This is a genomic window from Clostridium ragsdalei P11 (genome assembly GCF_001675165.1).
Taxonomy (GTDB): Bacteria; Bacillota; Clostridia; order Clostridiales; family Clostridiaceae; genus Clostridium_B; species Clostridium_B ragsdalei.
Genome location: NZ_LROS01000033.1, coordinates 19,216 through 43,094, shown reverse-complemented (window position 1 = coordinate 43,094; position 23,879 = coordinate 19,216). Strand labels below are relative to the sequence as shown.

Here is a 23,879-nt window from a genome sequence, read left to right as displayed (position 1 = left end):
ATTTCATATGTGTAAAATTTAAGTTAACTACTATTACAGTTACTTTAGCAATATACATGTTTGTTGCTTCCCTGGGATATTCTATCCCTTCTTTCTGCTGTCTTACCTTCTCCAAATCTTTCATCCAAAGATAGATATCCTGTAACCCTTGATATACCCTGTATATTATTGCTTCCGCATTTAGGACAGACATCTTCCCCATGCATATAAGTTCCACATTCTTTACAATATCTTATGTGAAAGTTTATCCCTATATAACTTATATTTGTATTATCATAGGCATAATCAATTACACTTTTAACAACTTCTTCTGATGGATAATCATCAACTTCTATATAACTTATGTGGCCTCCATTACAAAGTTTGTGATAAGGAGCCTCTATATCAATTTTATCTTTTATAGATATTGGATATCCTACAGGTATATGGTAAGAATTAGTATAATACTCTTTGTCTGTAACCCCAGGTATTTCTCCAAATATCTTCTTATCATGTACTATAAACTTTCCACTTAATCCTTCAGCTGGTGTAGCATAGCAGCTCCAATTTAAATGTGTCTCCTCTATAAGCTTATCTGTATAATTTCTTATATATGTAATTATCTTTATTCCAAGTTCTCTTGAACTCTCATCCTCACCGTGGTGTTTACCAGTTAATGCAATTAATGTTTCAGCAAGTCCTATAAACCCAATAGCCCAAGTACCCTGCTTCAATATTGGTTCTATTGAATCTTCTGACTTTAAGTTCTCCGCACCTTTCATAAGTTTCTGACCTGCTACAAAAGGTAAATCTTTAACTCTGAGTCTCTTTAAAATGCCATATCTATGCATTAAAGATTCTTTTGCTAACTCTAACTTTCCTTGTAACAATCCAAAAAATTTATTTATATTTCCCTTAGATAAAATTCCAAGTCTAGGTAAATTAATAGTAACAGGAGCTATATTTCCTCTTCCCTTTACTCCTGGATCTCCATTTACATTTGAACAGACATAGGTACGGCATCCCATAGTTGCAGGTATTACACCTTTATCATAATATGCTTTATTAAAATCAGCATCTAAATTCATAAAAGTAGGATTCATCCTCTTTGAAGCTACCCTACATGCAATTTTAAATAGATAATAATAAGGATCTTCTTGATTTTTATTTACGCCTTTTTTAACTCTAAATATTATATTAGGAAATATAGGTTGTTCTCCTCTTCCAAGTCCTTTTTCATATTCTGTCAAAAATACTTCACATACAAGAGCTGCATCCTTTGAGGTTGGTATACCTATATTTAGTGAACTAAAAGGTACCTGTGATCCTGCCCTAGAATGCATGGTATTAAGATTGTAGATTATTCCCTGCATGGCCTGTTCTATACTTCTTCTCAATTTCTTTTCAGAAATATCCTTTATTTTTTCCTCTTCTACTCCCATTTCCTTGAGGTTCTTCAATATTTCTTTTCTTGTAGGTTCAACAAAAATACCCATATCATTGTCAAAATCCGGATGGGACTGTCCACCAAACATATCATTCTGTGCTGACTGCAGTAATATACAAGAGAGTTCTGCAGCCGATTCTATTCTCTTAGGAGTTCTTATATTCCCATATCCTGTATTAAACCCATCTAAAAGCATTTCCTTTGTTGGTATGTGAAGGCAATTTACAGTTAAATTATAAGAATCTAAGTCATGATAATATATATCCCCATTTTCATGAGCCTTAGCTAAATGTTTAGGCATGGTAGCTAAATTATGCCATTTGTTAGACTCACTGGCAATCCTCAAAAGCTTGGCACTAAAGTTATTCCCAACATTTGCATTATCTCTGTCTGTTTGAACTCCTATTTTATCAATAGCCTTCATAAGATCAGACTTTATTTCTCTTATATCATTTCGCTCTCTTCTATAATTTGAATAAGCTAGACCAATTTTAACATAGCCTTTCTTCATAAGTACTTCTTCAACTATATTCTGTATATCTTCTACATTTACTTCCTTAAGATTAAGATTTTCTATATTTTCTGTGACTTTTTGAGTTAGATCAATAAATTCACTTTCTTTTAAATCAAAACCTATTTCATCACAAGATCCTTTTATGGCATTAGTTATCTTAATGGAATCAAAGGGAACCCTTCTACCATCTCTTTTCACAACATGTAGCATATACTTTCCTCCCAACTACTATATATTGTATAAACGACTTGATTATTATACCTTGCCATATATAAAAAAGCAATTTATAAATTGAGCTTTATTTTTACTTTAAACCTATAAAAACCTATAAAGCACACTTTTTAATTGAAATACATCAAATACCTATAAGATAAAATTTCTAGGAATAATATTTAATAATATAGATAAAAATAACATAGATAATCTTATCTTTAGGAGGACTTTCATGATCGGCAAAATAATTGATATGAATATTACAGACGCACTTGTAAGTTTTCAGGATGGTACTACTGCCAATATAGGGACTACTCATTTACCACTCGATTCTAGAATAGGTGATAGAATAAACATTCATCCCATATCGGAAGTTACATTAAATGACAAGTATAAACAGCATCCAGTTTTGTTTTAAGCCTAATTGATATGCTGTATGAAAAACTGTGGTACATTTTTATCACAAATAGTTTTGAAAGTTTAGGGGATTGTGTAGATTTTTTACACAATCCCCTTTTCCTTAGCTTACCTTAATAGCACAAACAGGACAACTGTCCTCTGCTTCCTTCGCAGTGTCCTCTGCTTCTCCTGGGACATTATCTTCAATTGCCTTAGCTTTTTCATCATCATCCATCTGAAAAACCTCTGGACATATACTTGGACATAACCCACATCCTATACAAGTGTCTTTATCAACTACAGCTTTCATACTATTTTCCTGTTATTAATAACAAGTTTTCACTCCTCGCTATATAATTAGTTACTTTAAAGTACACTTTATATTATTCCAAAAATAATGCTTATTATAATAATTTAATTTCTATTTTAATTTTTTTATAAAGTTATTAAGCAAATCATTATATTCCAATGAGTTTGATATGTATTCTTCTGCCTTTTTAGCTTCCATATTTTTTACCAAATCAGAATTTATTGGCATTTCAGCAAGAAGTTCTAATCCAAGATAATCAGCTTGTTCTTTCGCCGAATTTTCACTAAATAGCCTTACTTTTTCACCACATTTTCCACATTTAACATAGGACATATTCTCTACTACACCTAATATATTTACCTTTAGGTCTTCTGCCATTATAACAACTTTTTTTACTATCATAGATACCATGTCCTGAGGAGTAGATACTATTATAACACCTTCCATTGGAATTTCCTGCATCACAGTAAGAGCTACATCTCCGGTACCTGGAGGCATATCTATAAGCAAATAATCTAATTCTCCCCAACTTGTATCTGAATACATCTGTTTTAACACTCCTGTTATCATGGGTGCTCTCCATATAACAGGTTGTTCTTCCTCTTCTGTCAAAAGATTTAAGGATATAACTTTTATTCCTGAAGAAGATTCTACTGGAGAAAACTTTATTTCTTCACTTTCCCCCACTTGTAGTATATCAGCCCTTTTATCATTTATTCCAAAAAATCTAGGCATAGATGGACCTGTTATATCTCCATCAAGTACTCCCACCTTATATCCAGAATTTCTTAATTTTGATGCCAATATTCCCGTAACTGTAGACTTACCTACTCCACCTTTTCCACTCATAATACCTATTATATGCTTTGTGTTTCCATACTTAGGCGATATGTATTTACATCCACCTTTATCATCTTTACTGCACTGTGATTTACTTGAACAACCATCGCAATTACTCAAATCATTTCTCCTCCTTTTATATAGTTAATCCACATTAAATTTTAAGCAACATTTCCTATATTTTTAAAAACCATTAGGCTTACTTTCCGATATGCTCTTGTTCCATCCGCCACTGCTGTATGTATCCTGTACATAATAAACCTTCTCACTTTGATTTTGTCTATCAAAAAGTGTAACAGTCATTTTATACAATGTGGATTTATAACCTTCTGTCTTTATTGTTACCCACACATCATAATTATCTTCATCATTATTCCCAATGTTTGCATTTTTAAATTTACTAGTAAGGTCTGATTTAAATTCTTCCTGTTCAGTGGAAAGTATAAATCTTTGGGCATCTATATCATCTTTTAAATTTATTCCTATTTTCTTAGTTTTATCCTTTTCACTAAAACATTTATTTAATGTATCCATTATGGACCCATAGTACACAGATTTAAAGTCGCTTGGCGGCATCCTTGTATTCCAAAAATTATTTATCATATCGTTATCTATTCTATTTGATACTATATATACCTGACCTTTGCTATAGAGATTTCCTAAGTCTTTCTTATCAAGTCCTGCTATATAACTAAACTTGTGAACTTTATTGTTTCCTTCATCTATTTCGAATACATAATCAGGATCCAATGATGACTTTTTTGATACTTTTTTAGCAGAAGATAGTATATCATACAAATTTTTAATGGTACTTTGATCAGTAACTACAAATTTAAATCCCTGATCCCTTGTATTTTGAATAATTATCTGTTTAACTTTTCCCTGTTGTTTCATATATTCAAAATCCGAATTTTTTAAACCCGCCTTAACTTTTAATTGATCCAATTTACTACATCCACACAATAAGGTTACAGGTATTAAAATCCAGGATATTATAAATATATTTAATCTTCTTTTGATAGTTTTATCCAATGTTTTCACCCACTGTAGAATTTTTAAGAATTCAATATGCAAAAATTATATTTACAAATATATTCTAATCTACAGCGAAGGATTCTCACCCCTTTCTATCTTAATGAAATCTATGATTATTATACCATAATTAGTATAAAAAAATCCCCTTTCATATAATAAACCTGAAGGGGATAAACCTTATATTTTCTAATTATATTCTAAAGTTTTAACAATAACCTCAAATATAGTAGGCATATTTTCTTTGAAGTTTGATTCTTTTACAAAAAAAGAAAATCTGCAAAATTGTTTTCCTTCTTCTGTAAAGTATTCTATACACTTATAACTATCTCCGATTTCCTTTGTAATTGTATACTTAAGTAAATATCCTTTCCTACCATTCATATAAATTTGTTTTATAGAATACTCTTTATACAAATTTTGTTTTTCGGATATACTCTTGCTATTTTGTAAAAATAATTTTAAGTCACCTTTTAAATTCCATACTTCAACAAAACCATTTATGGTGTTATCATCGCTCTTAAAATCACTATGATATAATATTTCATCTCCAAATGTGTCCTGATTTCTACAAGTCCATCGTGCTGGCAACTTATATAGCAGCCTGCCTTCCAGTCCTTTATATTGAGTAAGAGATTCCATATTATTTTGAATAAGAGCTGTAAACTTTAGCCTCATATCAAAATTTTTTTCAAGTCCTAAAAGCACTATCATAAGTCCTATTATAATTATAGTAACCCCAATTTTTTTTTTATTTATCACTATTAATCTCATAATAAGTAACCAATATTACTTTCTAACAGGTATTACTATAGTATTTGCTCTAAAGTCATAAAACATAAGCCAATGGCCCATCGTGTCTTTATCCTTTAGGGGTACCCATGTAACAAATCCAGATTTTCCTCCATAAGGCTGATCCGTTCTGCTTTTAGTTCCCGGAATTCCATATATCAAATATTTTACCCTTCCATTTTTATCACATTTATACCCTGCTAAATAATAATTATATTTTTTTATATATGGATAATACCCTACCATAGGATAATATATATAAGAATATTTATTATAATCAGCAATATTATACATGTCATCCATAGAACTTATAGGTACCTTATTCCATACACACCTTTTTAATTCCTTATTGATGTCTTTTACTTCCTTAAAGCCACTCATAAGCTGCATGAAAAATTTTCCTTCTGGACCTTTAGGATAACCTCTAGATACACTATCTTTTTCACATTCTCCCTGACATCTATTCAAGTTTAATTTTTTATGGCATCTTAATCGGGATTCATCCACATATATTGAGCTATCATTATTTCTGTCTTCTTTAGAATTTATGTTTCTGTCTTCATTTTTTTCTGTAACATTAGATTTTGAGTTATCTTCGATAATCTCTTCTTCCATCACTTCCGTATCTACTTGAACTTTTTTATTTTCTTCTTCACTTTCCGGTTCATTAGCTTCCTCAGATTCATCTTGCTCTTCTTTTTCTTCTTCTTGTTCTTCTCTATAAGAATCTTTTTCTTCTATTTCTATATTTTCTTTAACTTCTTCTTCGTCTTTTTTGGCTTTCTCTATAATATCCTCATACTGATCAAATACACTTTTTGCTTCAGTTTTTTCTGATTTTTCTACTTCACTTACTTTGGTTTCTTCTAAATCTTTGCTCTTATTTTGAGATACCGGAAATGCTTTCCACTCAGGTATTTCCGTACTTGCAAACCCGCTCATTACAGATATTATGTTATCGTCCACCATTCTCACTATAGCAGCTCCTGACACCTTATCCATAGCTATGCCACTTCCTGCTACATCATTTGCAGCATATTCATAACTTATATCTGCTCTTCCATAATCATCTATGTTCATTTCGCCAATTTTGATTATATTTTTTATATCTTTTTTATTACATATTAACATCATGTAATAGGGTGTTTTTTCTTTTTTTAAATTTTGTACATAATAAGATATTTTACACTTATCATTTTTCATCTCCAACTTTGCATATCCTGAAGCAATTTTGTCAGAAGCTAAAGAGTATCCTTTTTCATCTTCTTGTAATATTATAAAATATCTACTATAACTCTTTTTTTGTGCCAACTTCTATACCTCCATATATTATATTCATTATAATATATGAGATAACTTTCAAAAAGTGAACAAATAGTTTTAACTTATCTTCAAAAACATGTCGCATTTTAATGTATGCATATGTCATATATACAATCAGATAGTCTTCCAAACTCTTCTATAGATAGCGTTTCGCCCCTTCTTCTTTCATCAATTTCAGCTTTTTTAAAAGCAGCCTCCATATCTTCTTTAGGAACCTTTAAGGTCTTTACAGCATTCCAGAGAGTTTTTCTCCTCATATTAAATGAACATCTTACTACCTTAAAAAATAATTTTTCGTCTTTCACCTTAACTCTAGGTTCATCAAGTTTGGTTAGCTTTATAACTATGGATTCCACTTTTGGTCTTGGAATAAACGATGAAGGACTTACTTTCCTTATTACTTCAACATCGCAATAATATTGCACTAAAATCGAAAGGGCTCCATATTGTTTGCAATTAGGTTCTGATGAGATTCTCTCTCCTACTTCTTTTTGTATCATTATAGTAAGAGTTTTAAAATTGTAGTTTTCATTCAACAGTCGTGTAATAATAGGAGTTGTAACATAGTAGGGTAAATTTGCAACAATTTTCACATTTTTTTCATCATCTATTATTTTATTAAAATCTATTTTAAGTGCATCTTTATGTATCAACTCAAAATTTTTAAAGTCCTTTAGTTCTTCCTTTAAAATTGGAATTAAATCTGAATCCAATTCAATAGCACATACTTTACCTGCTTTTTTTAAAAGTTCTCTTGTTAAAGTTCCCACTCCAGGTCCTATTTCTATAATAAGATCCTCCTTACTTATGTCAGCGCTATTTACTATGTCATCCAATACTGTATTGTCTATTAAAAAATTTTGTCCTAAACTTTTTGAAAATTTAAATCCGTATTTTTTTACTACATCTGCAGTAGATAAATCATTCATTGTGCTTCTCCTTGTCTATTATATTATTTACTTTACTTATAGCCTTTTTAAATTCCTCTTTTGTTATTCCATAATCATTTAGTCTATTTAAAAACTGAGAAGTATTGCAATATCCTATTCCAAGTTCTTTTCCCATCATATCCCTCTTCGTCTTGGAATTTGATTTTCCTGTCAATCCAAAGAATACCATATCACTTATTTCAAATTCTTCTCTTTTTTCCTTTACCTCATACTTGGCACTTTTTAGAGCCTTTATTATAGTTTCTGGGGACGCATTTTCAACCCCAATATCTCCATTTTTTATACCATCCTTCTGAGATATATAAGCGTGCTTTATTCCCTTTACCCTTTTAGATATAATCTGCCTTATTTTATTTCCTGCAAAATCCGGATCCGTAAACACTATGACGCCCTGTCTTTTTTGAGCTTCTTTTATTTTATCTATAATTTTTTTATTTATTCCAAAACCCCCTACAGCTATAAGCTGAGCATCAACCGCCCTTTTAACTGCAGTTATATCATCTCTTCCTTCAACCACTATTACTTCCTTAATCATAAATGTCCTCCTATTTTATTAAATCTATTAGGCATTTGAAATAAAATAACAAGTCAAAGATGCGACGAATATTTTTTATCAGACAAGGAGACAGGTTCCGCAGATAGTGAATCCTATCTAAGGGTTCTACCGACGCAGTATGATAAAAAATAGGCTAGCATACTGACTAGTTATTTCTTTGAAAATGCCTTATTATAGATAATAGATACCTTATACTTATACTCGAAAATATTCTCATAAAATTAAAAGAAAAAATAGGAGCATGTGCTCCTACCTAATTACATAAACATTAACCCATCTTACACCCCAGTTGTCTACTTCTGAGCTAGAATCAAAAAATAAATCTAATCTATTTCCCTTGATAGCCCCACCTGTATCTTCTGCTATAGCATAACCATAACCTTCTATATAAAGCTTCGTACCAAGTGGTATTACTCTAGGATCAACTGCTACTGAACTATAATCTCCATTATTTCTCCTGGCTACAGTGCCAGATGCAGTTATACCAAATGCTGGATCTCCAGGACTCTTGCCTGTACTGGCATAATCTGCAGTATATGCAGTTGCCCTCATTTGCAGTGATTCAACATAGTTAAGATTAGTTCCTCTAGACGGAGTATAATTGGTCAATGTTCCTATGGCTATGACTTTTTGTACCGGCTGTTTTTTTATGATTTCGCTAATTACTTTTTTCGAAACCTCTTTACCATTTTGGTATACAACCCTAGTCACAGTCTCCCTCTCTCCATTTTGTCCTTCTTGCACAACCTTTTTAGTTCCATTTTCAACCTGCTCGTCACTTTTCAAAATTGTGTCATAGTTTATAGGTCTGTCCTCTTTTAGGTCTTTTGTTTTAACCCTAGTCACTACTACATTCATTCCCTTTTTCAACGCATGCTTTCTGGATGGATATACTATATCAAGTTTTGAAATTCCTATCTTCTCTGCCTTTAACATATCTTCAACATTATCCTCGGCAGACTCTAAATTCAACTTTTTATTGTCAACTTCTACTTTAACTTTTACTACTCTTTTGATTTTCAACGTGGTGTTATTTTCCACCCTATTGTCTAGACTAGGCTTCACTTTATCCTTAGGCCCTATGCTGATTCCATTATTATCCAGAACCTTTCTATAAGTATTACAAAACGTAGTAATATTCTTACTACTTCCATCTACTGAAACAACTATTGTCTTTCTTGTACTAAATACTACTCCGATTAAAATAGATAAAATTACAACTGCAATAATTTCTACTCTAAGGCCATTTGGAAAATATTTTTTCAAGTAAGTCTTAAACTTTTCCACCATAAAAATACCTCCTCTGGGCGAGAGCGACATATTCCATTATAAATGGAACCCAAAATCATGTCAAATATCACTCTGCATTAAGACTGTTATAAAATGTTAAATGCAGCCTTGTGCATAAAACTATAAATAAAATAATTATTTATGATTCCGATATTATACTTCATGAGTAAATAACTCGCATTAAACCTACTAATTGGAGTTTTCTACTCAACCTACAGTCTATGCTATTTTTTTGGTGGTTTAAAGTGCCTATTATATAAACTATGCTGTTAAATCTATTTTTATTACTAAAAATAGATTTAATAAAACCTCTCTTTAATTTTACACTATTTTACCATATTAAGCAACTGTTTCATGTTAAAAATTGTTAATTGGCTTATTTTACTATCCTCTACGCCTTTGATTTCAGCTATCTTAGCTATAATAAATTTTATATATTCAGATCTATTTCTCTTTCCTCTAAAAGGAACCGGAGCCATATAGGGACAGTCTGTCTCAACTAAAATTCTATCAAAGGGTACTTCCCTTGCAACCTCAACAGCTTTCTTTGCATTTTTGAAAGTTACTACCCCTGTAAATCCTATGTAATATCCTAATTTTAAAAATTCCCTTGCAATTTCAACACTTCCAGAAAAGCAATGTATTTCTCCAATAACATTCTTAAACTGTTTTACTATATTTAAAGTATCTTCATGAGCTTCCCTATCGTGTATAATTACCGGTAATTTTAATTCATCTGCTAATTTCATCTGCTTTATAAATACAGCTTTTTGCACTTCTTTCGGAGGATTTTCTTTGTAATAATAGTCAAGCCCTATCTCCCCAATTGCCTTTACTTTTTTATTTTTAGCTAAAATTTTTAATTCTTCTAATATATCATCAGTAAATACGTCAGAATATTCAGGATGCACTCCTACTGCTGCATAAAACATATCATGTTTATCTGCTAATTTAACAGATGCTCTAGCTCCTTCAATAGAAGATCCACAATTTAATACTCCAACTATATTGTTTTTCTTCAACTCTTCTATTACTTTATTCCTATCTTCATCAAATTCTTCATCATCATAATGCGCATGGGCATCAAATATGTTTAGTTCCATATGACTTCTCCTAACCTAATTTTAAATTCTTTGGCAGTTTAAAAAAATTGCAAAGCAATTTTTTTAAAGTTCAAAGTTCAAATATCAAATAAGGATAATTTTCTTTCTAACGTCAGAAAATATTTAAATTATAGATTTCCTGAGGTACGAGGAAAATCATTTTTATCTGTTCTTTGTTATTTGAACTTTGTTATTTTCAAAAGCTTTGCTTTACAATTTTTTATATTAAGTAAAAATTTCACATGTGCCAAAGTTGAATTATATAAAATTCACATTACCTTACTGTGCTTCCACTTGGGATTTCATCAGAAAGTGATAGTATGGATAATTTACTATCATCATCTGAAGCTGCAGATAATATCATTCCTTCTGAAATTTCACCTTTTAATTTTACAGGTTTTAAATTTGCTACAAATACTACATATTTGCCCACAAGCTGTTCTGGCTTATAATACTTTGCAATTCCTGAAACTACCTGCCTCTGTTCCTTTCCCATTTGAAGTTGAAATTTAAGTAGTTTATTGGATCCTTTTATGTTTTCACATTTTAAAACTTTAGCAACTCTTAAATCTATTTTATCAAAATCATCTATAGTTATTTGTTTTTTTAAAGATTTTTCATTAGAACTCTGTGCTGCTTTTTTTTCTTCTTTTAGTTTATTTAATTCCTCTATTTTTTTATCTACATCTATTCTAGGAAATAATAACTCTCCCTTACTTATCTTTGTTCCAGCTTTAGTTCCATTAAAAGAGGCTATACTATCCCAGGAAACAACGTTTGTATTAAGTTGTTTATACATTTTAGTGCTTGTTTCAGGTAAATATGGAGAAACACATACAGATATTATTCTAAGTGACTCTAAAAGATTGTAAAGCACTGTTCCAAGCCTATCTTTTTTAGCCTCATCTTTAGCTAATATCCATGGTGTAGTTTCATCTATATATTTATTTGATCTAGTTATAAGATCCCATATATTATCTAAAGCTTCTGGTATTCTTAAATCGTTCATATTCTTCTCTACTTTTTCAGGAGTTTCTAATGCTAAATTTATAAGTTCATCATCAATTTGTTCTTTTTTTATTGGTTCTTGCACTACTCCATCAAAATATTTTTCAACCATAGCACAAGTTCTAGATAATAAATTTCCCAAATCATTAGCTAAATCTGCATTAATTCTTTTTATAAATATTTCATTATTAAACAATCCATCTGAACCAAATGGTATTTCTCTCAATAGATAATATCTAACAGCATCTGCACCAAAATTATCTACTAAAACTACAGGATCTACTACATTTCCCTTTGACTTTGACATCTTTCCCCCATCTACCAGAAGCCATCCGTGTCCGAATACCTTTTTAGGAACAGGAAGTCCTAATGCCATAAGCATTATAGGCCAATAAATTGTATGAAACCTTAATATGTCTTTACCAACTAGATGTACATCTGCTGGCCAGTACTTATTGTATAACTCTTCATTTTCACTACCGTATCCAAGAGCTGTTATATAATTTGCAAGAGCATCTATCCAAACATATATTACGTGTTTTTCATCAAAAGTTACAGGTATTCCCCAATTGAAAGATGTCCTAGAAACACACAAATCTTGAAGTCCAGGCCTTAAGAAATTATTTAACATCTCATTCTTTCTAGATTCAGGCTGTATAAAATCAGGATGATCCTCAATATACTTTATAAGTTTAGGCGCATATTTTGACATTTTAAAGAAATATGCTTCTTCCTTAGTTTTCTCTACTGGTCTTCCACAATCAGGACACTTTCCATCTGCTGCTTGGGTTTCTGTCCAAAAGGATTCACAAGGTGTACAATATAATCCCTCATAACTTCCCTTATATATATCACCTTGGTCATACAATTTCTTAAATATTTTTTGAACTGCCTTAACATGGTAGCCCTCTGTAGTTCGTATAAACTTGTCATAACTTATATTCATCATATCCCACAGCTTTTTAATTCCAGCAACTATTTCGTCCACATATTCTATAGGAGTAACGCCCTTTGCTTCAGCTAATCTCTGAATCTTCTGTCCATGTTCATCTGTTCCTGTCAAAAGCATAACATCATAACCTGTAAGCCTTTTAAATCTTGCAAGAGCATCTGCTGCTACAGTAGTATAGGTGTTTCCTATATGAAGTTTTGCAGATGGATAATAAATTGGCGTAGTAATATAATAAGTTTTCTTGGTCATGTTTTTCTCTCCCTTTTTCTTCTAGTTTTATTGTATTTCTAATTATTTTTTCATATAAAAAAACCCCCATATGGAAAAATTCTTTCCACATAGAGGCGTAAATTACGCTTTACCACTCTACTTTACTTTTACTTCACAATAAAAGCATCATTAAGTAACTATTCATTACCTTGTAATGTAACGGTTACTACCGTACCACTCTACTATTATTTCAAGCGATATACTCTAGAGCCATATTCATAAATCTTATTGCATTCGGCTCTCACCCAAACCTGCCGACTCTCTTTGTGCAAACTAATTTACTACTCTTTCCTTCACAGTATTTAACAATATAATATGTCATATAATTTTATGTGTCAACATTTTTTGTTTGAAAAATTTCTTCATTTTTCTTTTTTATACTTTTTAAATCTTCCCAAAATGCAGATTTTTTATTCACATCTCTTAAAACTGCTGAAGGATGAAAAGTTGCAGTCATATAAAAACCTTTTTTTTCAACCCACTTTCCTCTATCTCTTGTAATTCTCCAATCCTTTCCCAATATGCAGCTCATAGCAGTTGCACCGAGACAAACTATTATTTTAGGCCTTATAAGTGCTACTTGATTTCTCAAATATGGAATACAGGCTTCTTCTTCCTGCTCATAAGGAGTTCTGTTATTTTGGGGCCTGCACTTACAAATGTTACATATGTAATAATCCTTTTCCCTATATAAATCAAGTGCCTCAAGAGCTTTCGTCAAAAGCTGACCTGCCCTACCTACAAAAGGTATTCCCGTTCTATCCTCATCTGCTCCTGGTGCTTCTCCTATAAACATAATATGTGCCTTAGGATTTCCATCTCCAAAAACCATATTAGTTCTCTTATCTCCTAAACTACATTTATGACAATTTAAACATTCTTCATAGAGCTCTTTCCACCTTAACAACTTAACTCACATCCCGAATAATTATGAATTATACTATATATTATACAACTAATTATTATAAGGTAAAATATAAACTTTCATACCAATTTTCAATTAAAACATAATTCTAGTTACTATAACTGCTGTGATTATTGCAGTTATATCTGCCATTACTGCCGCCCAAAGGGTATGCCTTATTTTTTTTATACCAACTGCTCCAAAATAAACTGTAAGAGTATAAAATATAGTTTCCGTAGAACCCATAATTATAGAGGAAATTCTACCTATGTAACTATCTGGTCCAAATTTACTTAAAGTTTCAGCGAATATTCCAAGAGCCCCACTGCCTGATAAGGGCTTTACAAGCACAAGAGGTACTACTTCAGGAGGAAGTCCTATAAATTTTACTACAGGTTTTACAAATCCTATAAAGTAATCTAAAGCTTTAGATTCTCTAAAAACCCCTACTGCTATTATCATTGCTAGTAGGTACGGAAATATCTTAATACATATATCTATCCCTTCCTTGGCTCCTTCTACAAAACATTCATATACCCTAACTTTTTTCATTTGACCATAGGTAACCATAAATATAATAATTATTGGTATTATTGCTTTTATTATGTACTTCACTCTACCCTACTCCTTTTAAATAAAGTTAAAAATATCTCTGGAGAATTTTACAACATACTACCCCTACTATTGCAGATATAGTAGTTGTAATTATGGCTGGTATTATTGTTTCTGCAGGATTTTTAGATCCCATTGCCGCTCTTATAGATATAACCGTAGTTGGGACAAGCTGTATGCAAGCTGCATTTAAAACTAAAAAAAGCGCCATATCATCACTTGCTTCTTCTTTCTTTTTATTGAGATTACTAAGCTGATCCATAGCTTTTATTCCAAAAGGAGTGGCTGCATTAGATAATCCCATCATATTAGCAGTTAAGTTCATAACTATTGGCCCTATAGCTCTTTCATCTTTAGATGCATCCTTAAACAAAACTTTCAAAATGGGTCTCATTAAACTTGCTATTTTATTCATAAGGCCACTTTTCTCTGCTATTTTCATTACTCCACACCAGAGACACATTATTCCCAAAAGACTTATCATAAGTTTTACTGAAGCATCTGAAGAAGCTATAATAGACTTGGACACTGCCTCTCCCCTTCCAGATAATATTCCAAACCCTATTCCAAAGGCTAAAATAAAAAACCATATAATGTTTATCACAATATAACCACTCCCCCTATAATCCAAAATATACAAATATTTATCATATAACTAATATATGATAATAAGAATATAAAATTACCTATAAGTAGATGGATTTTATAGAGATGAAATGATTGAAAATCCCTTTTAATAGTGTTACCATTTATGTTGTGATAATTTTTAAATTGGAGGTTAATAATGACCATTAGAGATATAATGAAATATATAGAAAGTGAATATCTAGTTATAAATGATACTCCCTGTGAAATATGTGGAGGAGAATATTTAGCTGAAAATTCAAATGTATCCATAGTTGATGGTATCCCCTACGATGTTTGTAATTGTGTATGTTCAGAATGCGGCCATGAAAAAACTTTTCAATTTTGTGCACCATTTGTAGAAGATGAAGATTTATCAAAAATAAAAAATATATTAAATTAAGGAGAATTATTAATGAAAGAAAACACTTTAAATTTGGCCCAACAAGATATCGACGAAGCTCTGTCAGTTATTGAAAGTTTGGAAAAAGCCATCATGAGAGACAGCTCACAGAATCAGGTATTGAAAGACAAATTTCATCTTCTTTACGACAAAGTAAACGAATTGGAAAATATACTAAAAAGTGAAGGAATTATTTAAATAAAAAACACTATCTAATCATCATTGATTTTGATAGTGTTTTTATTATATTTATTATTTATATTTAGGTATTTCAAATTCTAATGTTAAATTAGAACCTGCTGTTATATCCTGCATTTCCTTTATTATATTTGGTATTTGTTTATATGCCCAAGATATATCCGTAGCATATTCATGCTGTCCGGGATTCCCAGGATTCCACCTCATTTTATAAATAGTGTTTTGATTTGTTGACGGATTGTTTATATACCACTTTCCTATCCACTGCGCTCCACCTGAAATAGCTCTCTCTACAGTAGTCCATCCATTCTCATATGCAGTTTTAGTTCCATTTAAAACAGCATTATCGTCTGTTGCATTTATTCCAAAGAAATTATATACAGGTACTCCATAAATATAATTTCCACTACTATCTGTTGCTCCACCATTTGCGAGCTTAGAAGTACCATTTCCTGTTTCAAGCATAGCATGTGAAACTAAATAAGATACACTTATATTATTATTTTTAGCTGCATCTAAAAATGCTTGTCCTTTTCCATCAAAAATTCCTTTTCCTTTTAGAAAATTATTTAGACTATCTGCTGTAACACCATCAGAATATGTAAGCTTTAAAAATTGATATTTACCATAACTGTCAAGAAAATTATTTGGATCAGCATAATATTTTATCTGATTTTTAGTTGCAGCATTGTCCATTACATTAGCTGCTACAAATACAGGTGTACTATCCGAATTTAACTGTGTATTTACCATATCGTCTAAAGCTATATCATAATTTACAAATTCACTAGACTTACTATCTACATTATCCACACATCTAAAATAATCTACAAAATAATTATCATATTCTGTATTTCCATCTTTATGGGCTCCAGTAACTCCTGTCCTTTTTACATAAATTACTGCTTTGTATTTTTCACCGTTAGTACCTGCACTCAACGTTTTTAAAGATGTTATTTTTCCGCTTTCTTCATTAGTATATCCATTTGTAAGCTCAGTATAACTTCCTTCTTTATCGTTTTGTCCATTTACAAAAATTCTATACTGAACATCTGATGAACTATCACATTGTATTAAAAAGCCTTGTTTCTCGGATGACAAAAGTGGTACATATTCAAATTTGTTGGAAGTTATTTTAGGAAGATCTGTATAACCTGTCCCATCTGAATATTTATTACTTGTAGTAAACTGCATACTTAAAGGGTTGGACAAATTTTTTCCTGAAGCTGATTTTAATCCTTCCCCTATAACAAGATTATATTTTTCACTTGGATCATATCCTGATACCTTAGGACTTACCATCACAGTACTTGGATCATTTCCCAAAGTTACTGCCACAGGAACCTGAACATTATTTTTATCAGTAACTTGTATGTTAGTACTATTTACAGTACTTGGTTCCAAATTGCTGCTGAATTTAACAGTCCACTCTTTATTGGTATCAATATTTATCCTAGGAGATCCCAGTGAAGAATTTGCAGATACCTTAAATTGAAAAGCAACTAGTGCAAAAGCTGCTGTTATTATAAGTGTCTTTACATTCTTATTCAATTTTTTCCCCCCCAAATATTTCAATTTTAATTATTTTATTACTTGAACGTATTACTCTAGGTAAAAGTCTTCACTTGTTGGTATTTTCATAATTACTATTCGTAAGCCGTCTTTTAAATTCGTTCATTCCATACTTTTCACTTACATATACTCTGTGCAAAGTATATATTCCTTGGTCCTTATTAGCCCACCCCCCTGCTGTAGTAAAAGCCATACTATATCCTTCTGTCTTTAATGCCTTTATGGCACTTTCATTCCATTTGCCATAAGGATATGCAATATACTTTATTTTTTTATTAAGAAGTTTTTCTAAGAATTCCTTTGAATCTTTTAAAGTCTGTATTTGTTTGTCATAAGTTAACCTATCAAGTTTATCGTGATTTACTGTATGACTTTCAATATCCATACCATAACTATCCATTTGCTTTAACTCACTGGAAGTTAAAAAATCTTTCTCGTTATTTATACTACTTGTAATCATAAACACAGTAGCCTTAAATCCAAACTCCTTTAAAACAGGAAAAGCATTCTCATAGTTATCCTTATATCCGTCATCAAGAGTTATCACTACAGATTTATTAGGAACTGGTTTATTATAAGCCAAAAAATTATAAAGTTCATTTAAAGTAAGGGTAGTATATCCATTGTCCTTTAAATACTTCATCTGTTCTCTAAATTTTCCCTTTGGCACCCTTAATTCATTTCCCTTTTCATAATCTATGGAATGATAATATAAAATAGGAATAGACTCAGAGTTATATTTTAAATTATTTCCTGTAAATTCTCTATCCTTAACAGGTGATACCTTTTTTATATTTGTTTGATTTTTTTTATCAAACTTTACATTTGATTTATTATCGACCTTTTTTTGGTCATTTGAAGATACAAGTTTAGTTTTGTAAACACTATGTACACCAATTATAAAGAAAATCAATAAAACTAGAGCAATTAAATCTTTTATATTTTTATTTTTCATATTATCGCTTCTTTCCAACCTAACCTGGATGATGCCTACACTTTTCTCATTAGTTATGTAGATTATAAATTTTCTAGTAAATAAAGTAGGCTTTTTCCTAAATTTATTATATCAAACAATCATATACATAAAAAGTTTAATTTCAAAAGTCTATAAGTTCATTTTTTTCTTTAAGCTATTGTTTTAAATTCATATCCCTGACCTTTTAGATATTCTATAATTTGAGGTAATGCTCTAGCCGTTTCTTCTTTACCATAAGTATCATGCATAAGTATAACAACTTTTTGTTGTGAACCTACACTTCTTTTTACATGTTCTAAAAGCTGATCTGCATTTTTTCTTCTTCCCTCTGCATCAAAATCATAGGCATTCCAATCTATGCTGTACATATCTTTTTCCTTTAGTCGTGCGTTAAATTCATTTAAATTAGGATCATGGTAGTATGCCCTTGACATATACCCTCCTGGAAGTCTTAGTACTCTAGTATTAAAATCTTGTCCAACAATATTCCTTATAGCTGCATTATCCTGTTCAACTTCTGCCATAACAGTACCTACATCAAGTCTATTCCCAGGATATAACCTTCTCATGCTGTGTGTATAAGTATGATTTCCAATAGCATGTCCCTCTTTTAATATTTCTTTTACTAATTCCTTACTTTTTTCATTTTTTTCTACATTTTCTCCTAGCAGACAAAAGGTTGCTTTCACATTATAATTTTTCAAAGTATTCAATATTATAGGTGTTACAGTAGTAGAAGGTCCATCATCAAAAGTTAGAAATGCTATCTTCTTTCCATCATTTGGAGCTTTATTGTCCAATATATCTTTTACTTTTTGTGCGTCATAAGTATATTTCATTCCATCTTGAGATACATTATGTCTAATGTTCTTGTCCTTATCTGAACCTTGTTTATTACTACTTTTTACATTACTTTTAGATGCCTTCTTCTCACTAACTTCACTCCCAGCTTTTTTATCAGCAGATATTACCTTATTAGTTTTTGATTTATTCCCATGAAAATAATTATATCCACCATAGGACAAACCAAAGACTACAATCAATCCAAGTAACATCAATCCACTATTTTTAAAAATCTTACTAAAGTTGTTCCTTGTTGTCATTATATATTATCTCCCATCCACTTTTATTAAATTAAACTTTGCATAAAAATCCTTTCCCTAACATATTAAAACATGTATCTTCATTTTTGTTAAACAAAATATTAACAAATTATAAATTATTTCAGTTTTCGTTACATTTATAAGGCCTATTGTATGTTTGATTTGAAATAAAAACTATATTCAACATTATCCACAACATTATTACATATTTTGTGGATAACATGTTATTTTTATATAATATAAGTTATCTTTTCCCACTAATTTTCTGTCTAGGGTAAAGTTTAAAATCTAATATGCGTACCTCATTACTGCTATATTAAAAAAATATCTCTGAATAATAGTCATAAATACGGTATATCTAATAATATAATAGATACTACTAGTTGTAGACTTTTCCACATTATCCACAGATAATATGTTAATAAGTTGTGTTATTAACGTATTATCTATAAAGCAATATTTGTTTATACATAATTTTCATACTATTTATCCACATTATCCACACTTTTGTGGACAACATGTGGATAACATATTATTTAGTAACACATTTAATCCTATATCCATATAATATTATTAACCACATAGTCACAAAGCTCATAAAACACAACTAACATTTTCCAATACAAAACAATATACCTTTTTATCTCAAAAATTAAGGGGATTACCTGTCCCCTTAATTTTATAATTGTAGTTCAATTAAATATTTTTTGTAATTTTCTTAACATACTTTTAAATTTATGTTATTATTATGGTAAGATCTTTTTATGGAAGGTGAGGTTATTTATGAAAGATAACGTTATCAAGGTAGATTTTTCAAGAAATAGGAAAAAAGATCCATTTTCACTTCTATTACTAATAAAGAAAACTTATAAGAAATTCTTTTACTCTATGTTTAAACCCTGCAAAACAAAGGATAAAAATAATAAAAATGTGATTCGAAGTTTTAAAGATATATCTTAAGGTGCCATTAAGTGCACCTTTTTATTATGTGTGTTAAAATATAATAAAAAAATCTAGTATGTGTGTTAAAATATAATAAAAAAATCTAGGAGGAATTAAATGTGAAAATCGGGCTTGGTTATGATGTCCATAAATTAGTTTATAATAGACCTCTTATTTTAGGAGGCGTAAATATCCCTTTTGAAAAAGGCCTTATGGGACATTCAGATGCAGATGTACTTCTTCATGCAATAATGGATAGTCTTCTTGGAGCCTTATGTTTAGGTGATATCGGCAAACATTTCCCTGATAATGATGATAAATATAAGAACATATCTAGTCTTAGATTGCTCTCACATGTATCAGCTTTAATTAGAGAAAAAGGATATACTATAGGAAACATAGATTCTATTATAATAGCCGAAAAACCTAAACTCTCTCCATACATACAAGATATGAGAGTAAATATAGCTAAAACTCTAAATATAACTACATCTGTAATAAGTGTAAAAGCAACTACAGAGGAAGGTCTTGGCTTTACCGGCAAAGGAGAAGGTATAGCTGCTCAAAGCATCTGTTTGTTAACAGATAATTCAAAATAAGCTACTCATAAACAGGGTGCATGGGAGTGCTATATCAGGTAGTCATCGGATAAAAATAACTTACTTAAATTTGATCTGCACAAATCTAGGTAAGTTGCATAAAGTATCATGGTAAACTTATTTTTATCCCTTTTATTTTCCTTCATAGTTATTTACTATATTTTGAACTAGTTTCTTAATTGCACTCGCCTGGCAAATTAAAGACATTACCACAAAGAAAATAACTATCCTATCTTCATCCTCAGATTTTAAATTCATATCCTTTACCATATCTTGAAATTTTTTTTCATTAAAATGTTCTTTATTCATCAAATCATCAAGGCTATCGTTATGCAAATCTGAAAATATCTTATAGGCATTTTCCCAGGATATTATATCATCTTCTCTATCGTTTATCTCATTAAAGGCAAGCCTAAAAACCTTTTTTATTTCCTCTGTGGTTAATATAGGTCTCATATAACTTAATAAAATGAGCTGTGTCAGATGAACTTTTGTATATCCCCTTTTTTTCCCATCCTCGGGTTTAGATATGACTTCATTTTTAATATAATTCTGTACTATATTATTTGTGTATTTTTCACCCTGAAACTTATCATTTAGGTAGTCTGTAACTTGAGATAAAAATAAATCATACCTAGGTAAGTCTTCATAATGTACTATAGTATTATCTGATATATTCTTAGCAGCTTTATTTATATATTCCATGCCAAATTTGTGTTCTTTCATTATTTACAACCTCCAAAATAGCAGTTATTTTAACCTTAAAAACCATATTAATATTATAGGTTATATATATATTCTTTACAAACTCACTATTTATTAAATCCACGGGAATTTGTTACATTTTCTATATAAATCATGATAAACCATTATAAATCATATTAAATTGTCTTAAATCACTTATAACAAGTTAATTTAATATTTGTTATAAGTTATATAATACTATATAATACTCTCATACTTAATGTTATAAAAATTTAATATTATTAATATCCACTAGCTATAAATATTATGTTACCATATAAGAAAAGATTATTTTCTTTAAGGGGGGTGGCTAAAGTTAAGTTAAATAAAAAACTTTTTATTATATCATTAGTGATGGCTTTTTTGTTCTTATCCGTAGATTTGTTTACACCACAGGGAAATATCTTAAACATAAATAACAATACTGTATATGCAAGAAACTCTGGTGGATTTAAATCAAGTGGATTTTCACACAGCACAAGTAGCTTTTCACATAGTAGTAGTTCCAAATCTTCTGGTGGTAGTTTTAAATCGGGTAGTTTTTCTTCCCCTAACTCTACCTATAAGCAAAAAAATAGCAGCAATAGTTCTGGAGGAGATTTTAAGTCAGGCAGCTTTTCTAATACACCTAATTCTTCTTCAAAATCTAGTAATCAAAATACTAACCAAAGTAATTCTGGCTCCGGTCAAAATTATAGCAGCGGAAGTCATAGATCTTTTTTCCCTATACCTATACCCATCCCCTGGGGTCACAGCTCCAGTTATTATGGATATGGTGGAGGTCATAGTCTTTTAGCAAACTTCTTTTGGGGCTTTGTTAAATTTGTAATATTAATTTTAATATTACTATTTATTATAAGAAAGATAAAAAAATTTAAAAACAGAAAATAATGAGGAGGATTTTTTATGGGAGTATTAAAAAGAGTATCAAATATTTTTAGGGCGAAAGTAAACAATACTTTAGATGATATTGAAAACCCTATTGAATTGCTTGATCAAAAACTAAGGGATATGGATGACAGTCTAAACAAAGCTAAATTATCATCAGCACAAATACTAGGTAATGTTCATGAAATTGAAAAGAAAATGGAAGAATCAAAAAGAATATCTACTGAATTTGATGAAAAAGTAAAACTTGCAATGAGCAAGGGAAATGAAGAATTAGCTAAAAAGGCTCTAGCTAGGAAATTAGAAGCTGATAAAAGTTACAGTTCTTTAGAAACTAGTTACAAAGATGCTTGCCAAAAAGCTGAAGCAGTTAAAAGTAAGTTAAAAGAATTAGAAGAAGAAATACACAAAACCAGAGTATATAGAGATGAAGCTGCAGCAAGATTTAATAATGCAGAAGCCACTAAAAAAGTAAATGAAATACTATCTAATGTAGAAACAGGAAGCAATAAAATAAATATTGATGACATTGAAAGAAAAATTCAAAAGAAAGAATCTTTGGCTGAAGGACTGGGAGATTTAAGAGAAGAGGATTCTTTAGAAAAAGAATTTAAAAAATTAGATGAAGTTGATCTTGATAAAGAATTGGAAAAATATAAACAAAATTAGGTGATATCATGAGTAAAGCTGACCAGTTCTTAAAACGTGAAAAAGATAAATATGGCAAAATATTTGTAGCTATAAATTATGCTATAGATAACATTTCTCCTTTTTTAGATAAAGATATTTTAAATAGGAGAAAATATGTATCCAAAGTATCAACCTTAAAAAAATATATAGATTTAATTGAAGCTGCACAAGGTGAACTTGATACAGGAGGGTTTTTAAACAAGCTAAAAAGTGATAAATATATTTCTTTACTAGAAGATTATAAAAATGACAATTTAGAATCTTTATCCCAACTTGAGAAATGCAGCACCTGCCAGTGCCTTAACTGTACTTCAGATTGTAAATTTGACAGTTGTCTTGGATGTAAATGTGGTTCCAGAATTATTCACTGTACTAGAGATAAAATAAATGTCACAAAACATGATAACTTTTCTCTAAACCTTACTAATGACAAAACTGGTGAAAGCAATAATTATACAGTACTGGCAGTTCTTCAAGATGTACAATTAGACAAAAAGTATATAATAATAGAAAATACCTTATCTAAAGAGAAATTTATTCTGTATTATTATCCTGGGATTTCAGAAGACAGTTATGGAGAAATTTCCGATGCAGAAGAATTTGACTTTATAGTCTCAACTTTTCAAAGTATGGAAGAATAAACGAA

25 protein-coding genes, 1 pseudogene and 1 other annotated feature are annotated in these 23,879 nt (G+C 30.3%); of the genes and pseudogenes, 8 read left to right on the top strand and 18 right to left on the bottom strand.

The annotated features are described in order from the left end of the window. Positions 1-44: 44 nt before the first annotated feature. On the bottom strand, positions 45-2,150 hold the full coding sequence (locus tag CLRAG_RS13575; protein ID WP_065078922.1) for an anaerobic ribonucleoside triphosphate reductase: 2,106 nt from the start codon (positions 2,148-2,150) through the stop codon (positions 45-47). A gap of 235 nt (positions 2,151-2,385) precedes the next feature. On the opposite strand from CLRAG_RS13575, the gene CLRAG_RS13570 reads away from it, so the two are divergent. Next, positions 2,386-2,571: a hypothetical protein gene (locus CLRAG_RS13570; RefSeq protein ID WP_065078921.1), complete on the top strand. Its 186-nt coding sequence runs from the start codon at positions 2,386-2,388 to the stop codon at positions 2,569-2,571. Positions 2,572-2,673: 102 nt separating this feature from the next. On the opposite strand, the gene CLRAG_RS13565 is transcribed toward CLRAG_RS13570, so the two are convergent. The 13 genes and pseudogenes from CLRAG_RS13565 to CLRAG_RS13505 all read right to left on the bottom strand — a co-directional run bounded on the left by CLRAG_RS13565 (position 2,674) and on the right by CLRAG_RS13505 (position 15,098). Next, entirely contained in the window at positions 2,674-2,862 is a 189-nt protein-coding gene (locus tag CLRAG_RS13565; protein WP_065078920.1) for a ferredoxin, read from the bottom strand. 111 nt (positions 2,863-2,973) lie between these two features. Beyond that, positions 2,974-3,822, bottom strand: a complete 849-nt coding sequence (locus CLRAG_RS13560; protein WP_065078919.1) for an Mrp/NBP35 family ATP-binding protein — start codon at positions 3,820-3,822, stop codon at positions 2,974-2,976. Between the two features lie 63 nt (positions 3,823-3,885). Beyond that, entirely contained in the window at positions 3,886-4,743 is an 858-nt protein-coding gene (locus CLRAG_RS13555; protein WP_242872149.1) for a YhfM domain-containing protein, read from the bottom strand. A gap of 180 nt (positions 4,744-4,923) precedes the next feature. Further along, positions 4,924-5,496, bottom strand: a complete 573-nt coding sequence (locus tag CLRAG_RS13550) for a hypothetical protein (RefSeq protein WP_242872148.1) — start codon at positions 5,494-5,496, stop codon at positions 4,924-4,926. Positions 5,497-5,523: 27 nt separating this feature from the next. After that, positions 5,524-6,837, bottom strand: a complete 1,314-nt coding sequence (locus CLRAG_RS13545; protein ID WP_065078916.1) for a DUF7922 domain-containing protein — start codon at positions 6,835-6,837, stop codon at positions 5,524-5,526. 98 nt (positions 6,838-6,935) lie between these two features. Then, the gene (rsmA, locus tag CLRAG_RS13540) at positions 6,936-7,778 is read right to left on the bottom strand and encodes a 16S rRNA (adenine(1518)-N(6)/adenine(1519)-N(6))-dimethyltransferase RsmA (RefSeq protein WP_065078915.1); all 843 of its coding nucleotides are present in this window, start codon (positions 7,776-7,778) and stop codon (positions 6,936-6,938) included. Further along, on the bottom strand, positions 7,771-8,334 hold the full coding sequence (gene rnmV / locus CLRAG_RS13535) for a ribonuclease M5 (protein WP_065078914.1): 564 nt from the start codon (positions 8,332-8,334) through the stop codon (positions 7,771-7,773). The genes rsmA and rnmV overlap by 8 nt, the downstream gene beginning before the upstream one ends. A gap of 270 nt (positions 8,335-8,604) precedes the next feature. Beyond that, a complete protein-coding gene (locus CLRAG_RS13530) occupies positions 8,605-9,645 on the bottom strand; it encodes a 3D domain-containing protein (RefSeq protein ID WP_065078913.1) in 1,041 nt (346 codons plus the stop codon). Between the two features lie 326 nt (positions 9,646-9,971). Further along, entirely contained in the window at positions 9,972-10,748 is a 777-nt protein-coding gene (locus CLRAG_RS13525; protein WP_065078912.1) for a TatD family hydrolase, read from the bottom strand. A 274-nt stretch (positions 10,749-11,022) separates the two neighbouring features. Next, positions 11,023-12,960: pseudogene (metG, locus tag CLRAG_RS13520) on the bottom strand (methionine--tRNA ligase); the annotation flags it as partial. 85 nt (positions 12,961-13,045) lie between these two features. Further along, positions 13,046-13,284 (bottom strand) — a binding site (T-box leader). A gap of 22 nt (positions 13,285-13,306) precedes the next feature. Then, entirely contained in the window at positions 13,307-13,885 is a 579-nt protein-coding gene (locus CLRAG_RS13515; protein WP_065078910.1) for a uracil-DNA glycosylase, read from the bottom strand. A 93-nt stretch (positions 13,886-13,978) separates the two neighbouring features. Beyond that, positions 13,979-14,497, bottom strand: coding sequence for a spore maturation protein (locus tag CLRAG_RS13510; protein ID WP_013236861.1), 519 nt, complete (start codon positions 14,495-14,497; stop codon positions 13,979-13,981). Positions 14,498-14,522: 25 nt separating this feature from the next. After that, positions 14,523-15,098, bottom strand: coding sequence for a nucleoside recognition domain-containing protein (locus CLRAG_RS13505; protein WP_065078909.1), 576 nt, complete (start codon positions 15,096-15,098; stop codon positions 14,523-14,525). Between the two features lie 180 nt (positions 15,099-15,278). Between CLRAG_RS13505 and CLRAG_RS13500 the strand changes: the two genes are divergently transcribed. Continuing rightward, positions 15,279-15,521: a hypothetical protein gene (locus tag CLRAG_RS13500; protein ID WP_063555496.1), complete on the top strand. Its 243-nt coding sequence runs from the start codon at positions 15,279-15,281 to the stop codon at positions 15,519-15,521. Positions 15,522-15,533: 12 nt separating this feature from the next. Continuing rightward, positions 15,534-15,719: a hypothetical protein gene (locus CLRAG_RS13495; RefSeq protein ID WP_065078908.1), complete on the top strand. Its 186-nt coding sequence runs from the start codon at positions 15,534-15,536 to the stop codon at positions 15,717-15,719. 54 nt (positions 15,720-15,773) lie between these two features. Here CLRAG_RS13495 and CLRAG_RS13490 read toward each other — a convergent pair whose 3' ends face one another. The 3 genes from CLRAG_RS13490 to CLRAG_RS13480 all read right to left on the bottom strand — a co-directional run bounded on the left by CLRAG_RS13490 (position 15,774) and on the right by CLRAG_RS13480 (position 19,370). Further along, positions 15,774-17,270 carry a glucosaminidase domain-containing protein gene (locus CLRAG_RS13490; RefSeq protein ID WP_065078907.1) on the bottom strand — a complete coding sequence of 499 codons (1,497 nt, stop codon included), beginning with the start codon at positions 17,268-17,270 and terminating at the stop codon, positions 15,774-15,776. A 70-nt stretch (positions 17,271-17,340) separates the two neighbouring features. Then, complete coding sequence (locus CLRAG_RS13485; RefSeq protein ID WP_065078906.1) at positions 17,341-18,246, bottom strand: polysaccharide deacetylase family protein; 906 nt, start codon at positions 18,244-18,246, stop codon at positions 17,341-17,343. A gap of 170 nt (positions 18,247-18,416) precedes the next feature. Continuing rightward, positions 18,417-19,370 (bottom strand): polysaccharide deacetylase family protein, encoded by a 954-nt coding sequence (locus tag CLRAG_RS13480; protein WP_065078905.1) that lies wholly within the window; start codon positions 19,368-19,370, stop codon positions 18,417-18,419. Between the two features lie 783 nt (positions 19,371-20,153). Between CLRAG_RS13480 and CLRAG_RS20570 the strand changes: the two genes are divergently transcribed. After that, a complete protein-coding gene (locus CLRAG_RS20570; protein ID WP_154104991.1) occupies positions 20,154-20,330 on the top strand; it encodes a hypothetical protein in 177 nt (58 codons plus the stop codon). Positions 20,331-20,431: 101 nt separating this feature from the next. Next, positions 20,432-20,911 carry a 2-C-methyl-D-erythritol 2,4-cyclodiphosphate synthase gene (ispF, locus tag CLRAG_RS13475; protein WP_065078904.1) on the top strand — a complete coding sequence of 160 codons (480 nt, stop codon included), beginning with the start codon at positions 20,432-20,434 and terminating at the stop codon, positions 20,909-20,911. 132 nt (positions 20,912-21,043) lie between these two features. Here the strand turns inward: ispF and CLRAG_RS13470 are convergent, their stop codons facing one another. Continuing rightward, entirely contained in the window at positions 21,044-21,637 is a 594-nt protein-coding gene (locus tag CLRAG_RS13470) for a DUF1836 domain-containing protein (RefSeq protein WP_065078903.1), read from the bottom strand. Positions 21,638-21,961: 324 nt separating this feature from the next. Between CLRAG_RS13470 and CLRAG_RS13465 the strand changes: the two genes are divergently transcribed. Genes CLRAG_RS13465 through CLRAG_RS13455 form a run of 3 tightly spaced genes read left to right on the top strand, consistent with a single transcriptional unit; the run spans position 21,962 to position 23,874 of the window. Continuing rightward, the gene (locus CLRAG_RS13465) at positions 21,962-22,546 is read left to right on the top strand and encodes a hypothetical protein (RefSeq protein WP_065078902.1); all 585 of its coding nucleotides are present in this window, start codon (positions 21,962-21,964) and stop codon (positions 22,544-22,546) included. A gap of 15 nt (positions 22,547-22,561) precedes the next feature. Next, positions 22,562-23,212, top strand: coding sequence for a PspA/IM30 family protein (locus tag CLRAG_RS13460; protein WP_065078901.1), 651 nt, complete (start codon positions 22,562-22,564; stop codon positions 23,210-23,212). 8 nt (positions 23,213-23,220) lie between these two features. Beyond that, positions 23,221-23,874 carry a DUF1292 domain-containing protein gene (locus CLRAG_RS13455; RefSeq protein WP_065078900.1) on the top strand — a complete coding sequence of 218 codons (654 nt, stop codon included), beginning with the start codon at positions 23,221-23,223 and terminating at the stop codon, positions 23,872-23,874. Positions 23,875-23,879 lie beyond the last annotated feature (5 nt).